Annotated in this window: 13 protein-coding genes; 7 read left to right on the top strand and 6 right to left on the bottom strand. The window is 69.3% G+C overall.

The window, feature by feature from the left end:
- Window positions 1-67: 67 nt before the first annotated feature.
- Window positions 68-1,618 (bottom strand): helix-turn-helix domain-containing protein, encoded by a 1,551-nt coding sequence (locus AB0G47_RS38555; protein ID WP_360780036.1) that lies wholly within the window; start codon window positions 1,616-1,618, stop codon window positions 68-70.
- A gap of 200 nt (window positions 1,619-1,818) precedes the next feature.
- Here AB0G47_RS38555 and AB0G47_RS38550 point away from each other — a divergent pair, with 200 nt between their 5' ends.
- Window positions 1,819-2,685, top strand: coding sequence for an LLM class flavin-dependent oxidoreductase (locus AB0G47_RS38550; RefSeq protein WP_360780033.1), 867 nt, complete (start codon window positions 1,819-1,821; stop codon window positions 2,683-2,685).
- A gap of 73 nt (window positions 2,686-2,758) precedes the next feature.
- Here the strand turns inward: AB0G47_RS38550 and AB0G47_RS38545 are convergent, their stop codons facing one another.
- Entirely contained in the window at window positions 2,759-3,322 is a 564-nt protein-coding gene (locus tag AB0G47_RS38545) for a CGNR zinc finger domain-containing protein (RefSeq protein WP_360780031.1), read from the bottom strand.
- A 138-nt stretch (window positions 3,323-3,460) separates the two neighbouring features.
- On the opposite strand from AB0G47_RS38545, the gene AB0G47_RS38540 reads away from it, so the two are divergent.
- Window positions 3,461-4,744, top strand: coding sequence for an MFS transporter (locus AB0G47_RS38540; protein ID WP_360780028.1), 1,284 nt, complete (start codon window positions 3,461-3,463; stop codon window positions 4,742-4,744).
- Window positions 4,745-4,869: 125 nt separating this feature from the next.
- Here the strand turns inward: AB0G47_RS38540 and AB0G47_RS38535 are convergent, their stop codons facing one another.
- The 3 genes from AB0G47_RS38535 to AB0G47_RS38525 all read right to left on the bottom strand — a co-directional run bounded on the left by AB0G47_RS38535 (window position 4,870) and on the right by AB0G47_RS38525 (window position 8,437).
- Window positions 4,870-6,195, bottom strand: coding sequence for a phosphatase PAP2 family protein (locus AB0G47_RS38535; RefSeq protein WP_360780025.1), 1,326 nt, complete (start codon window positions 6,193-6,195; stop codon window positions 4,870-4,872).
- A 329-nt stretch (window positions 6,196-6,524) separates the two neighbouring features.
- Window positions 6,525-7,715, bottom strand: coding sequence for a cytochrome P450 (locus AB0G47_RS38530; RefSeq protein ID WP_360780023.1), 1,191 nt, complete (start codon window positions 7,713-7,715; stop codon window positions 6,525-6,527).
- The gene (locus tag AB0G47_RS38525; protein WP_360780020.1) at window positions 7,712-8,437 is read right to left on the bottom strand and encodes a tRNA-dependent cyclodipeptide synthase; all 726 of its coding nucleotides are present in this window, start codon (window positions 8,435-8,437) and stop codon (window positions 7,712-7,714) included. Before AB0G47_RS38525 ends, AB0G47_RS38530 begins: the two co-directional genes overlap by 4 nt.
- A gap of 269 nt (window positions 8,438-8,706) precedes the next feature.
- Between AB0G47_RS38525 and AB0G47_RS38520 the strand changes: the two genes are divergently transcribed.
- A complete protein-coding gene (locus tag AB0G47_RS38520) occupies window positions 8,707-9,159 on the top strand; it encodes an SRPBCC family protein (RefSeq protein ID WP_360780018.1) in 453 nt (150 codons plus the stop codon).
- 135 nt (window positions 9,160-9,294) lie between these two features.
- Window positions 9,295-10,368, top strand: a complete 1,074-nt coding sequence (locus AB0G47_RS38515; RefSeq protein ID WP_360780015.1) for a hypothetical protein — start codon at window positions 9,295-9,297, stop codon at window positions 10,366-10,368.
- A 454-nt stretch (window positions 10,369-10,822) separates the two neighbouring features.
- Here AB0G47_RS38515 and AB0G47_RS38510 read toward each other — a convergent pair whose 3' ends face one another.
- Window positions 10,823-11,272 carry a helix-turn-helix domain-containing protein gene (locus AB0G47_RS38510; protein WP_360780012.1) on the bottom strand — a complete coding sequence of 150 codons (450 nt, stop codon included), beginning with the start codon at window positions 11,270-11,272 and terminating at the stop codon, window positions 10,823-10,825.
- Between the two features lie 121 nt (window positions 11,273-11,393).
- Here AB0G47_RS38510 and AB0G47_RS38505 point away from each other — a divergent pair, with 121 nt between their 5' ends.
- From AB0G47_RS38505 to AB0G47_RS38495, 3 genes are all read left to right on the top strand, one after another.
- Window positions 11,394-12,311 carry a zinc-binding dehydrogenase gene (locus AB0G47_RS38505; protein WP_360780010.1) on the top strand — a complete coding sequence of 306 codons (918 nt, stop codon included), beginning with the start codon at window positions 11,394-11,396 and terminating at the stop codon, window positions 12,309-12,311.
- A gap of 310 nt (window positions 12,312-12,621) precedes the next feature.
- Window positions 12,622-13,014: a DUF4267 domain-containing protein gene (locus AB0G47_RS38500; RefSeq protein WP_360780008.1), complete on the top strand. Its 393-nt coding sequence runs from the start codon at window positions 12,622-12,624 to the stop codon at window positions 13,012-13,014.
- 243 nt (window positions 13,015-13,257) lie between these two features.
- The gene (locus tag AB0G47_RS38495) at window positions 13,258-13,971 is read left to right on the top strand and encodes a hypothetical protein (protein WP_360780005.1); all 714 of its coding nucleotides are present in this window, start codon (window positions 13,258-13,260) and stop codon (window positions 13,969-13,971) included.
- Window positions 13,972-14,081 lie beyond the last annotated feature (110 nt).

Genomic DNA, 14,081 nt, shown 5'->3' with positions numbered 1-14,081 from the left:
AGAAGTCACCGCACCCTGCGGCCAATGTGCACGGTGCTCAACCAAGGGAGCTTGTTGTGCACGATGCTCACAGGGCCCGTGCCGCGGTGATGTCCAGGGCGTGGACGACGTCGTGGGTGCCGGTGCCTGTGGTCAGCAGATCGAGCCCGAGGACGGCCTCTGCGGTGCGCAGGTGGGCCCGTACCGTGTTGCGGCTGATGTCCATGCGGCGAGCGGCTTGTTGGGCGTCCGTGTTGGCGTCGATCCAGGCCTGGAGAGTGCGGCGATACCGCGCGTGCAGGGGGCGCAGGACCGTCTGGGCCCAGGCGGCGGCGGGCTCGTTGCTCAGCAAGTCGGGCAGAGCGGGCGGCAGTTGGCGCTGATCGGGTTCGGGGCCCGCGCATGAGCTGCCCAGAGCGATGGCCAAGTGGACGGCGGCGCGGCAGCGGACGTCGGACAGGTCCTGCCCCAGGGCGAGTTCGGCGCGCCGGAGATGCGCGGCGACGGTGTTGCGGCTGAGACCGAGCAGCCGGGCCACACCGGACCTGGGCATGCTCACGGCCAGGCGGGTGATGTCGGCACTGGCCTTGGGGACCGAGTCCAGCGGACGCAGAAGTGCGCGGGCCCAGGCGAGTGCGGGCTGAGCGGGAAGGATGCCCGTCAGTGGCGTCTGACCGTGGTAGTGGGCCACACGGCCGGGAGTGGTACGGGCGGCGGCCAGCGCGTGGGCGGCCTGGCTGTAGGCCTCGGCCGTCGCGCCGAGGGGCTGCGCGCCGCTGACTCCCAGCGCATAGCGCGGATCGTCGCGTACGAGCAGACGCAGCGTCTCTCCAAGGCCGCGCGCCGACCCGCCGGAGCCGCCGACGCCGCCGGAGCCGCCGCCGGATCCCCCGGGCGTGCCGTCGTCGGCGATGAGGCAGATCAAGTGCTCTTTGAACACGGGGCAGTGCACCATCAGAGCCTGCCCCTGGTAGCCGTACGGATCCTGGTGGGCCCGAGCGATCCGGTCACGGTCGGCCGACGGGCAGCGCAGCAGGTGCACGCGCAGCCGATCGGCGTCCAGCAGCGGCGGAACGGCACCGGTCGTCATCCGCCGGGCCAGTAAGGGACCTCCCGTCAACAGCCCGTGCAGCACGGCGAAACGCAACTGGCGTGCCTTGTCGTGATAGTCCCGCCGAGCCCGGTCCACGCCGTCGGCGTGGCGCAGCAAGGCGAGCACCTGGCCGGCGTGCGAGGCCAACGCGACGGTCTCCGAACTGGGCGCAGAGCGCCCGACCACCACAAGTACCGGACGCGGCTCGTACGGCTGCCCGAGGGCTTCGCAACGCACGTCGAGCCCATCGGCCTGGGTCGCGGCTGCGGCCAACTGCCCACCGGACAAGCGCCCGAGCAGCCCGGCAAGCGAGCCCAACACCTCCCGCGGAAAACCCGCCGTGGACGACTCCACCGTCCTCGCGTCGCCCGCGACCACCGCGACATCGACGCCGGTCTGCTGATGCAGCCAGTCGAGAATCCTGCCTGCGTCGGCCCCGGCCCCGCACGATGCCTGACGTCTCACCTCACGCAGCAGCCCTGCCAGCCGGCCGTCCTGCCACTGCTCCTCCGCGTCCCCCACGGCTCTCTGTCCCTCTGCCGACATCCCGTTCTCTCCGCGCGCTGCCCAACGACCCAGCCGCCCACGGGCTACGCCCCTGCTCCAACCCCCGGGGAGTCCGCTCCCAGCGTCTCACCGGGCCGGTGGGCGGGGGAGTCCTGACGCCGGACGGGCTGCTGTGGTGCGGCGGTTCGGCGGGGCGCCGACCGGTTGCCGCTCCCAGTGCCGTGCAGCAGGATGCGGGAATGCGCTTCTCGGTCAACATCCCCAACTTTGGTGACTTCGCCGACCCCAAGACTGTGGCGAAGGTGGCAGCAGCGGCGGAACAGGCAGGCTGGGACGGCCTGTTCGTCTGGGATCACGTGCTGCATCGCAAGCACGCGGGCCTGCCCTTCGGAGACCCTTGGATGCTGCTGACTGCCGCGGCGTTGGCGACCTCCCGGATCAGGCTGGGCACGCTGGTCACCCCGGTCGCCCGGCGGCGTCCGCAGCAACTCGCCCGCCAGGTGGCGACCTTGGATGCGCTGAGCGGCGGTCGGGTCACCTTCGCTACGGGTCTGGGCGGCCCCGTCGAAGACGAGTACGAGAGCTTCGGCGACGCCACGGACCCGAAGGTGCTGGCCGAGCGACTCGACGAGGGCCTGGACCTGCTGCAGCGCTACTGGTCGGGCGAGCCGGTGAACCACGACGGCCGCCACTACCGGGTACGGGACGTGACCCTGCTGCCCGCCACGGTGCAACGCCCTCGGCCCCCGGTCTGGGTCGCCGGCTTCTGGCCGAACCGCCCGCCGATGCGCCGGGCCGCCCGCTGGGACGGCGCGGTCCCGCTGTTCACCGATGCCAGGCACGGCCACGTGCCGCCCATCGACCAGGTCCGCGACCTGGTTGCGTACGTGCACAAGCAGCGCGATGACCGCTCCGACACCCCCTTCGAGATCGTCCTCGGAGGCGCCACGCCGGGCGGCGACACCGCCAAGACCCGCGACCTGCTCGCCCCGTTGGCCGAGGCGGGAGCCACCTGGTGGGACGAGCGACAGCTCCAGAGCACCGAGGCCCTCCACCGGCTCACACCGGTGCTGCGGCGCATCGAGCAGGGACCGCCGGTCCTGTAGTACGTCGTCCATGACGGCGGGACCGCCCTTCCCGGCGGTCCGTGCCGCTCGGTATGGGAGCCGACCGGGGCGGCTACGTCCCCTGCCGCTGCCGTGACGCATACGACCGGCTCTTGTTGCGGTTGCCGCACACCTTCATCGAGCACCAGCGGCGGCTGCGGTTCTTCGACACGTCCCAGAACGCCCAGCCGCAGGTGTGCTCCGCGCAGCGCTTGAGCCGGGCGGCGTCCCCGGTCGTGACCAGCTCACTCCAGGCGATCGCCAGCGCGGCCAGCGGCCTGCGCTCCGCGGGCAGTTCCGTCATGGGGGTCAGGAAGCCGCGTGCCGTGACCCGCACGGGGTGTTGGGCCAGCACCTGGTCCGCGGCGGCGAGCAGGTCCGGGTCGGGGGTGTCGCCGACGTGGCCGCCCAGCTCTTCGCGGATGCCTGCGCGCAGGGCCAGATAGCTCGCGTGTACGTCGGCGGGGATGCCGACAGGGACGTCGACGGGGGCGTCGCCATGCGCGTCGAGCAGGCCGCGGCCCGTGAGCCACTGGGACAGCCCGCCCGGGGTGGCGATCTCGTCGCTCGCCTCTTCGACATCGACGGTGTTGGCGAATGCCTCCACCAGGACGGCTGAGGCCGGCGGCTCCAGCATGGCGCGTCACCTCCTGCGGCTTCCCTCCTGCGCGTTCCCGCCATTCTACCGCCTAAGCGTTTTGCCGGTTGCGTGATGGCAGGGGAGTGCGCCACAGTGACGTAACCGGTTAAAGCGTTAGACGGTTAGGGGTGGGTCATGGTCACGGCAGTGCCCGAGCGGACGGAGACCGGCAACGGCCTCGGTGGTGTGACGCTGGAGGGTCGCCCTCCAACAGACACCGGCCGGCGCAACACCGCAGTCCTCGTCGGCTTCACCGCCGTGACCAACCTCGCCGACGGCGTGATGAAGATGGCCCTGCCTCTGCTGGCCGCCCGGCTCACCGGCTCGCCCGCCCATGTCACCGCCGTATCGATGACCCTCACGCTGCCCTGGCTGCTCGTCGCCCTGCACATCGGCGTGCTCGTCGACCGTTTCGACCGGCGGCGGCTGCTCTGGGGCGCGAACGGGATGCGGCTCGCGGCGATGGGCTGGCTGACCGTGTCAGCCGTGACCGGCGGCATCACGCTCGTCCAGCTCTTCACCGCCGGGGTGATCCTCGGTGTCGCCGACGTGCTCGCCTCGACCTCCGCATCCGCGCTCGTCCCGGCCGCGGTGCCGCCGGCGGGGCGGCAGCGCGCCAACGCCTGGATGGTGGGAGCCGAGACCGTGGGGCAGGAGTTCGCCGGGCCCTTCGTCGGCGGGCTGCTCCTTGCCGCGGGGACCGGCATCGCGCTGGGCCTGATCGGAGCCTCGTACGCGATCGCCGCCCTCGCGCTGCTCCTGCTGGTGGGCCGCTTCCAGGCCGCCCGGCCCGCCGCGGATGCCGCCCCCGTCTCGGTCAACAGCCGTATCGCCGAGGGGCTGCGGTTCCTCTGGGGCGATCCGGTGCTGCGCACGCTCTCGCTGGTCGTCGCCGTACTCGCCGCCGTCTGGGGCGCCTGGCTGGCCCTCATGCCGCTCTACGCACGGCAGGCCATGGAGCTGGGGCCGCAGGAGTACGGCATCGTCCTCAGCGCACTGGGGATCGGCGGGGTGGCCGGCACAGTGGCCGTGACCTGGGTGAACCGGCTGCTCGGCGCCCGCTGGGCGATGTTCGCCGACCTGATCGGCACCACCGCGAGGGTGGCGCTGCCCGCCCTCACCACCAACATCGCGGCCGTGGCGGTGGGTGCCTTCCTCGGCGGCATGGGCGGCACCCTCTGGACGGTCAACGCCCGCACCATCACCCAGCGCATGGTCCCCGACGCGATGCTCGGCCGCTACGGCGCGGCGGCCCGGCTCTTCAGCTTCGGCGCCATGCCGCTGGGCGCGGCCCTGGTGGGCCTGCTGGCCGAGCTGGGCGGCATGCGGCCGGCCTTCGGAGTGTTCGCCGTGGCCACGGCGGCGACACCGGTGCTGTTCCTCAGGAACGTCACACGGCAGGCCCTCGCGTCCCGATAGCAACCGGCCGAACGGGATGCGGGGGAGGGGCGGGAAGCCGGTGCCAGGAATTTCTTCGCCCGCACATGTTCAGCTTCCCGACCCCACCCGGCAATCGCTCGGCCCACCACCTGCCGCAACCTGAATCACACGAGTTCGGGTTGCGGTTCCGGTTCGGATCGCTGCGCTGGTACGGCCGCCTTCGGTTCCCACAGCTTGCTGGTCCGCATATAGCCGTAGACCACGGAGGCCATCGCAAGAATAAGAAGCGGTCCAAACACCCACGGATATTCGGACATCTCCACCGGCAGGTAGCGATACGACACCAGGAGCAGAGCAAAGACCGTTACACCGTAGGCGACCAGCTGGATTCCGTGCCGGTCCCAGCCGCGGTCGTGCGCGCGCAGCGCCGCGTCGATCGTGAACGCGAACACCACGCCGGCAACGATATCCACGCCGTAGTGATAGCCGAATCCCAGCGTTGCGCCGAGGGTGGCGATCAGCCAGAACGTGCCCGCGTAGCGCAGAACGCGTGGCCCCTTGCGGGAATGAATGAAGATCGCGGTGGCCCACGCGGTGTGCAGGCTGGGCATGCAATTGCGAGGGGTGAGCTCGTCGAACGGCATCGGTTGCGGATTACCGATCGGCGGCGGCGTGTCCGGCCACAGATTGGCCACCGCCAAGTGCTCGCTGCCCGTGCCGAAGGCGCCGGTGCCGTAGGCGAAGATCGGTCCGACCACCGGGAAGATCATGTAGATCGCCGGCCCGAGCAGGCCGATGACCAGGAACGTACGCACCAGATGGTGGCCCGGGAAGCGGCGCTCGGCCGCCACGTTGCGCAGCTGGTACACCGTGACGACGACCGCGGCCACTGCGAGCTGAATGTAGACGTAGTCGAGAACATGGGCACCGATTGAGCCGGTGGCCTCGACGATCCGGCCCGCGACCCACGACGGATTGCCCAGCGCGTGATCGGCGCTGGCCAGGTACTGGTCGAGCACCAACGGGCGGGTCTTGGAGGTGATGAGGAGCCAGGTGTCGCCCGTCTTGCGGCCGGCCACCAGCAGCAGGCCGAGACCGACGCCCTTCAGCAGCAGAACCCGTTCCGGGCCCGTGCGGCGCGTGACGGCGATGACCCCATAGGCCAGAAGCACCCACAACGCACCGTTGCCGAACATCATCTTGGCGTCGAGCACCCAGCGAACCAGCAGGAAGACGAGGTCGATGCCGATCGCGAAACCGACCGCGATGAACCGCTGACGCCAGGTGAGGACCACCATCATCAACGCCATGCCTGCGTAAAGCAGGGGGCCCGATTTGGGTGCGAATATCACCTCTCGCACCTGGTTGGCCATCGGCCCCGGTACGCCGTAGTGACGTGCGGCGATCTCCAGCACGATGAGGAATCCGAGGCCCACAACGGCCGCTGTGGTCCACAGGATCGCCCGCGGCTGACGCCACGCGGCGAGCACTTTTCTGCAGTTTCTCCGCGAAAATATTCGCGATGCTATAGATATCAATGTTTGGCCGATTTGTTAGTTGTGGTTAATTGGCTCACTCTTCGTGCTAGATAGCATGGTTTTCTGGTGAAGTACGGGCGATCAGGGCACTCCTGGTGAGTTCGATCATGTTAGCGGAACGGTTCGGACGGCTTTCGTCGGCCATCGGTGTCGCGAACGCCACCGTGAACCGGCACTTACGGCAGGGATGTTGGCGTGATCGTATTGGCCGGACGCGACAGTGCCCCCGGCCAGGCGGAGGAAGGCCGAGGGCGCTGCCGTGTGCTGTCACACGGTGAAGGTCACCAGGTGATCGGCAGCCGCTCGGGGATGCGCTTCATGAACCCGGTGCGCCACACCAGTTGCTCGATCGGCACGGCCAGGTCCAGGGCGGGCATCCGGTCCAGCAGAACCGAGATCGCGGTCTGGGCGTGAGCTTTGCCCAGCGCGGTCGCCGGGCAGTAGTGCTGTCCTCCGCCGAACGACAGATGCGCGCCCGCATTGGGCCGGTCCAGGCGCACGGTGTGCGGGTCGGCGAACTCGTCCGGGTCGTGGTTGGCGGCCTCGACCAGGACAAGGACCAGCTCGCCCGTGCGCACCGTGACGTCACCCAGCTGGACGTCCGCTGTCGCGATGCGGGGCAGCCCGTCGGCGATGGAGAGGTTGATGCGCAGCAGCTCGTCCACGGCGGCAGGGATCAGGACCGGGTCGGCGGCCAGGTGCTCCTTCAGCTCGGGGTGCTGGATCAGGGACACGACCGCCATCGTCAAGAACCCCATGACGGAGATGACTCCGGCGCCGAACATCGTCACTCCGACCGTGGCCAGCATCTCGTCGCTGACATCGGCGTAGTCCGGCGTCCCGCGCAGCGCGGCCAGGTCGCCCATCAGTCCGCCGTCCGCGTCGTCCAGCCGGTCGGTCATGTAGGCGATGTCACGGTCCCAGTTCATCCGGGCACCGGGGATCTCCCGGGGGCTGTTCATGAACGCGATGTGCAGCGACCGGTACAGCAGGCCGGCGTCTGCCGGCGGGATGCCCAGGATGCGGCAGTGCAGCCCCGTCGAATAGGGCACCGTGAACCCTCGGCGGAGATCGGCCGGCGCTCCCTCCGCCATGAGCTGGTCGACGAGCCGTTCGGCGTGGCCGCGCATCCAGTCGCCCAGGCCAGGGGCCTTGGGGTTCAGGGCTTTCATCACGGCCTTGCGCAGCCCGGCGCCCGTGATGTTGCCCATGTTGTTGACGACCTCCGGCGGGATGGTCAGCGCGTACTGACGCGGCACCCCCGCGGCGGACGTGTCCTTGAGGGAGAACCGGGCGTCGTCCAGCACTTGTTTGCACAGGGCGTACGACGACACCAGCCAGGCCGTATCCCCGGCGATGGTGCGGACCCGCTTGATCGGCTCGCGGCGCAGCAGGGTTTCGATCTCGGGCGGGAGCTGGTCACCGCGTGGGGAGAACGGGAAGTCGAGCAGAGGTGTGGTGCCCGTGGTCATACGAGTTCCCTTTGGGTGGCGTCGGCGGGGGTGACGATGGCGTGCCCCTGGTTGCGGGACGCCCGCAGGCCGTGCCCCCGCGCGTACAGCAGGTCGGCCATCGGCAGGGCCTGGTGGTAGCAGTTCAGCGAGGACGGGACATCGAGGATCGCCGGAGTGTCCAGGAACAAGGGAGCTTCGGCGATGACGTAGGCGCGGCACACGTCGCGCTGCCGATCGGTGGGCGCTTGGCCGCCCAGCACCTTGCTGGTGAGGAACTCGTCCACCAACTGGTCGCACACCGTGCGGAACTCCCGGTCGGTGGCCAGCAGATCGTCCAGGTGGGCGCGGAGCTGCCGGTAGGCGGGCAGGTCGAGCAGCGCGGACATGGGCCTGCCCCGCAGGCGCTTGCCGTCCGGGTCCAGGCTGGTGACGGCGGCGTTCGCCTTGGCGCGCACTCCGCGCAGCTGCTTGACCGCCTTGCGGCGCGCGTCGTCGAGCGGATAGCCCAGGGCTTCGTACATGTCGGCGACGTGCAAGTCGGTCCAGATCAGATCCACTTGCTCGAACTGGTCGAGCCCCCAGGCGGCCAGTTCGGCGATCCGCCGGTGCGTGAAGTAACTGTTGCCGGGCGAGATGCCGATCACGGCGTGTGCGCCGTCGTCGTGGATGACCTGGCAGTGAGGTGTGTACGGACGAGCCTTGATCATGTCGGTCGTGATCGTGATCGTGGTCGTGGTCAAGGAGTGTGTCCTCTACGGCGCGCTAGTCCCTGCGGGGCCCCGTGCCCCCGGTGTGGCGACGCCGTCATGAAACTAGCCGATCAAGGGCGTGCGCAGGAGGGTAACCAGGCAGTAACTCTCTGGCATTTCGGCAGGTTGAAAGCTGGATCATCCTCACTCTCGCGCACCTCGGCATCGCCGCATTTCGTGACGATAGCGATGCTCCGCCCGTCATGGGATTATTTATATGAAGTGATAATGGGCACGAAGAAGGCGACAAAGAGGGCAAAATGTCCACCATCAAGGAATCCATCGACATATCCCGCAGCCCCGAGGAGGTCTTCTCCTACGTGACCGACCCGACCCACCTGCCCGACTGGCAGGAGAGCGCCGTCTCGGTCCGCCTCCTGGGCGACGCGCCCATCACCGCCGGCTCGAAGGTCGCCGTGACGCGGCGGATGGGGCGTCGGGAGATGGTCACCACCATGCAGGTCATCGACCTTGATCCGCCGAGGAGTTGGCACATCCACGGCATCGACGGTCCGGTGCGCGGCGATGTCCAGGGCACGATCGAGCCGATCGACAACGGCGAGCATTCACGTCTGACGCTCTCCCTCGACTTCGAGGGCCACGGCATCGGCAAGGCGCTGGTCCCTCTCGTGGTACGCCCGCACGTACGCAAGGAGATGCCCAGGGACGAGCGGACCCTGAAGGGCATTCTGGAGGCGGGGGCACCCAGGTGAGGCCCCGCGGGGGCCGTGGGCCAGCCTCCCGGCCGTGCGCCTGCGTGCGTTGGACTTGACCAACTGAACACCGACGCCAACGACGCCGATTGAGGGGGCAGGGGACTGTCGGTGGCTGGTGGCAGGATCACCGGCATGGTCTTTGTACGTACGACTCCGCCGCGGCCTGTAGATGTGAGCGCGGTCTTTCCTGAGCTGGTTTCTTTGGCGCGCCCCGCGATTCGGCTGCATCCCCGCCCGGGGTCGCCTTCGGTCAGGGAGAGCTCGGTCGGCGGGCCGTTGCTGTGGCCGGCCGAGGAGCCGTGGCCGCACTGCGAAAGCTCGCACCTGCACCGCGACAGCGGGTTCCGCAAGTCGCCGGCTATGGTGCGGCTTGAGAGACGCTTGCAGGCCCGGTGGCACCCTGATTCCGGTGACTTCGAGGTGACGCCCGAGGAGGAGACGCTCAAGGAACGGAGCGCCGCGGGGCTCGCGGAGCGACTCGACGCCAGCCCTCCGTGGCCTGCGGACTGCCCGGTCCCCATGCTGCCCGTGGCTCAGCTGTATCTGCGCGACATACCCCTGCTGCGGCCGCCCGGCCAGGCCGATCTGCTCCAGATTCTCTGGTGCCCCTACGACCACGAACCGGATTACAAGCCGTCGACCGCGCTGTTCTGGCGGTCCGCCGCCGCGGTCGTCGACATCCTCGCCACACCGCCGGAACCGTACGAGGCGAACTATCCGGGCTATGTGCCGGAGCCGTGCGTGCTGGCACCAGAAGCGATCACCGAGTACCCCGGCAGCCTCGATCTGAGCCCGGAGATGCGGCTGATGGTGGAGGACCGGAGCAGATGGCAGGGAGCCGGCGTCGGCGTGGACAGCGCCTACGGGGACTATCCGCGGGACTTCTATGACTGCGAGCTGGCTGACGCTCCCGGCTGGAAGGTCGGCGGCTGGCCCCCGTGGGGGCGCACCGACCCGTATAGCCGATACTGCACTGTCTGCGATGTGCAGATGGTCCCGCTGCTGACCATCGCTTCCTTCGAATGGGACGGTGATGGGGGACGCAGCTGGGCGCCGTGCGAAGACCAGGCCGCCGCCTACGCAGCCCATTACGCCGGCCAAGACCCCTCGCAGCCGACTGCGGTCGAAGTGGGCAGCACCGACAACATGCAGCTCTACGTCTGCCCGACCTCCCCCGGGCATCCGCACACCGACCTGATCCAATGAGCCATTGGGCCCGTCACGCACCCTCCGTAGCCGGTGACGACTACTGAACCTCGGCACAGCGGCATGATGCCGGTCGTGGGTGCTGATCTGTCGAAGCGTCTGGTTCCTGATGAACTCGGGGAATTGGCCGAACCGTTGCTGCCGTCGTTTGCTGCTCGTGCGCAAGGTGGTGGGGCCGCGCCGCGCGACGAGCGGGCCGTGTTCACGGCGGTGGTGTGTGTACCGACCAGTGGGTGGATGTGCCTGGCGGCATCTGCCGCCGACGTTCGGCACGTCGCCCGTCACCGCGCATCGCCGCTTCACGGTATGGACCGAGGCCGGCTTGTGACGGCGGCTGCACCGGGCGGTTCCGTGCGGACACAGCGTACTTCTCCGCCGACCATGTCGCCTGGCTCCGCGGCCGGAACGCCGTCGAACGCCCCGGTTGTGTGGGCTGCAGGTTCACACCGCAGGCTCAGTCGTCGGCTGCCGCGCGGTGGTGTTCCTCGCGGTGGGCGAGTACGTCGCTCATGTGCGCTTCGGCCCAGTCCTTGAGGCCGGCCATGACGCGGTTCAAGGACAGACCGAGGTCGGTCAGTTCGTAGGTGACGGTGACGGGCACGGTGGGTGTGACGGTCCGGGTGACCAGACCGTCGCCTTCGAGGGAGCGCAGGGTCTGGGTGAGCATCTTCTGGCTCGCGCCCGCGAGCCGGCGGGACAGTTCGGAATAGCGCATCGGCCGCGGCCCGTCCTCGTGGTCGACCCCGGGACGGTGCGGGCCGTCGCTGCCGAGCGCCGCGAGGATCAACGCGACCCACTTGTCGGAGATCCGTTCGAGCAGCTGGCGGCTGGGGCAGCCCGCCATGAACGCGTTGTAGCTCGTCTTCTCATCGGCCCGCTGCTGGGCCGCCGTCCGCGTCGACATCGATCGCTCCTTCCGTACCCGACGGGGGCTTACGCACTTTCAAGTGCCTTCTTTCCCAGTGAGGTTAACGAAACCAGCATGGAGCTCGGAATCGATCACCCCACCGCAAGGGAACAAAGCCATGAGTGCTGCCACTTTCCGCACCGCCGTCGTCCGCGTCCCGAACGGGCCCGACTCGATCGAGATCATCGACGTGCCCGCCGCCGAGCCCGGCCCCGGCCAGATCCGCGTCGCCATTGCGGCGGCGACGGTCAACCCCACCGACCTCGGCGTCGCAGCGGGCTTCTTCCACACGATCGGGCTGGTCAATCAGCCCGAACACGCCGGCCTGGGCTGGGATTTCGCCGGCGTCGTGGACGCGGCCGGGCCGGGCGTCGATCTGGCCGTCGGCACCCGGGTGGCCGGACTGGTGGCCGGCTTCGACCGCGACTACGGCACCTACGCCGAGCAGATCGTGGTCGCGGCGGCCGACGTCGCCCCGGTCCCCGACGGTCTTGACCTGCTGGCCGCGACCACGGTCCCCCTCAACGGGCTGGCCGCCGCGCAGGCCGTCGACCTGCTCGGTGACGCGCCCGCCGGGGCCGGCCGGCTGCTGGTGACCGGCGCCGCGGGGGCGGTCGGGGCGAACGTCGCCGTACTGGCTCAGGAGCGCGGCTGGCAGGTGACCGGGCTCGCCCGCGTCGGCGACGAGGAGTTCGTCCGGGGCCTCGGCGCCGACTTCACCGTACGCGCCGAGCCGGAATGGGACGCAGTCGTCGACCCCGCACAACTCAATGACCAGGACCTCAAGGTGGTCCGCGACGGCGGCGCCTACGTCGGACTGCGGCCCGGCCTCGAACCCCCCACCGAGCGCGGAATCTCGGTCACCTCCGTGGTCACCGCCTCCGACCGCACCCGACTCGCCGACCTCCTCACCCGCGCCGCCTCCGGCGAACTCCCGACCCGCGTCCACGCCGCCGTCCCGCTGGACCAGGCCGCCGCCGCCCACCGGGCCACCGCCGAGGGCGGCCTCCGCGGCCGCTACATCATCTGCCCCTGACCAGCCTGCCGCCGAGCGCGATCACCGGCACCTGCCTGACGGAAGCCTCGAACGCCAAGGTCCGGTCCCTGCCGCGCAGTTGGCCCTTGGCTCTTGGCCCTGCCACGACATCGGCGGCATCGCCGAAACCGGCGAGCTGCAGCAGCCCCGGCCATCACGACGTCGGGCCAATGCCGAGACGTCCGGGGCAAGAGACGAAGTCTCAGCCCGCTCCCTGCTGTCAGTGATGCGGTTGCGATGCGTCGCGAGGCGATGCCCGCCGCCGATCCCGTCCTGCCCTGCGCCGTACGACACCCTCAGGAGATTCGCCATGACCATGAAGCGCCTCGCCACCATCCTCGCCGTCCTCGGTGGCCTGTTCCTCCTCTACATCGGGGCCCTCTTCCTCCTCGTCCCGCAGACGTCGGCCGAAGGCTTCGGGCTGCCGACCTGGCCACAGGGCCAGGGGGAGGGGATCCTGGCGGCCAAGGGCATGCGCGACACCGGCTTCGGACTGGTGATACTCGCGCTGCTGCTGGCCGGCCAACGCAAGGCGCTCGGGCTGGCGATGGCGGCCATGGCCGTCGTCCCGGCCGGCGACATGCTGATCGTGCTGAACGAAGGAGGCCCGGCAGCGACCGCGTACGGCGTCCACGGGCTGACCGCGGCCGCAGTCGCCGTGACCGGGGGGCTGCTGCTGCGCGAGCGGCCGGCAGCCGCCTGAGGTCCGCACGAACGTGGATCTTGGTCATGTCTGGCGGGCAGGTGTCGATCGCTCAAGGGGATGCGCGAACAAGATCGCTGGGTAGGGCCACGACAGCGGCGTCGTGTGTGGGGACAGGTGCACATCGAACTCGCGGAGACTCCCCACCCACCCGTCGCCGTCACGCACGCCGCCTTTCATGCGGTCCTGACCGGTGCGGCACAATGCAGGTCAACTGCGCGGGGACAACGGTGAGGTGGGAACGTGGGGCGTTTTGGCTCGCGAAGTCGGCGTAGAGGCATACCGAGCGAGCCGGCGCTCCTGGCCGCGGCTGCGGAGAATCCCGGTGGCAGCGTCGCCGAGATCGACCCGGCGTACATCGACGACCCGAACGGCTACGTACCTCCCGAGGCAATCCGCGGCGCGTGGTTGGTGGATGGCAGCGGGAATCTGACAGGTGAGTACCAGGAGAATCCCGGTCACGGGGTGCCGCAGGACGACTTCAGCAAGCTCACTGATCCTGATCACTGGCTTGGCTGGCTCGGCGATGATCCCGCGACCGCCGTCCGGAAGGGCATCGAAGACTCCTTGCGCGCCCAGGTGGCAGACGCAGTGGTCGAGTGGGTCAAGATCCTTGAAACGCCCCGGTTCCTCACGGGTGGGCGTCGACATTCCGAGGACGAACAGGCCATGTTGGTCACCCGCGCCGCACTCGCCGCGCCGTTTGCGCTGTCCGTGCGCACAACGCAGCACGGGCGTTCCGTCCTGCTTGGGGTGTTCTCCTGGGCGGCGGTGAACCTTGCAACGCCCGAAGGCCGCAAGGATCGGCACTGGTTTGACCTGGGCGCCGGGCTGGACTGGCCGGTGAACAGCTTCACCGGCGGATCTACGAGGTTGATGGTGAGGACGGCACCACCGAGCAGTAAAGCGGCACTGCCACTCCGCACCGGAATGCAGAGCAAATACACGACGCCGTAGGCGACGCCTTGTCGGGGGGGGGGGGGGGGGGAAAAGTCAAATCGGAACACCACACCTATTAACACCAATAACCAATAAACAAAAATGGGTTTGGGGGATGGCGGGTGAAC

Origin of the sequence: Streptomyces sp. NPDC021622, assembly GCF_040640795.1 — a bacterium.
Classification (GTDB): domain Bacteria; phylum Actinomycetota; class Actinomycetes; order Streptomycetales; family Streptomycetaceae; genus Streptomyces.
Note: the sequence above shows the minus strand (reverse complement) of the source record. Positions and strands in the feature narration are given on the sequence as shown.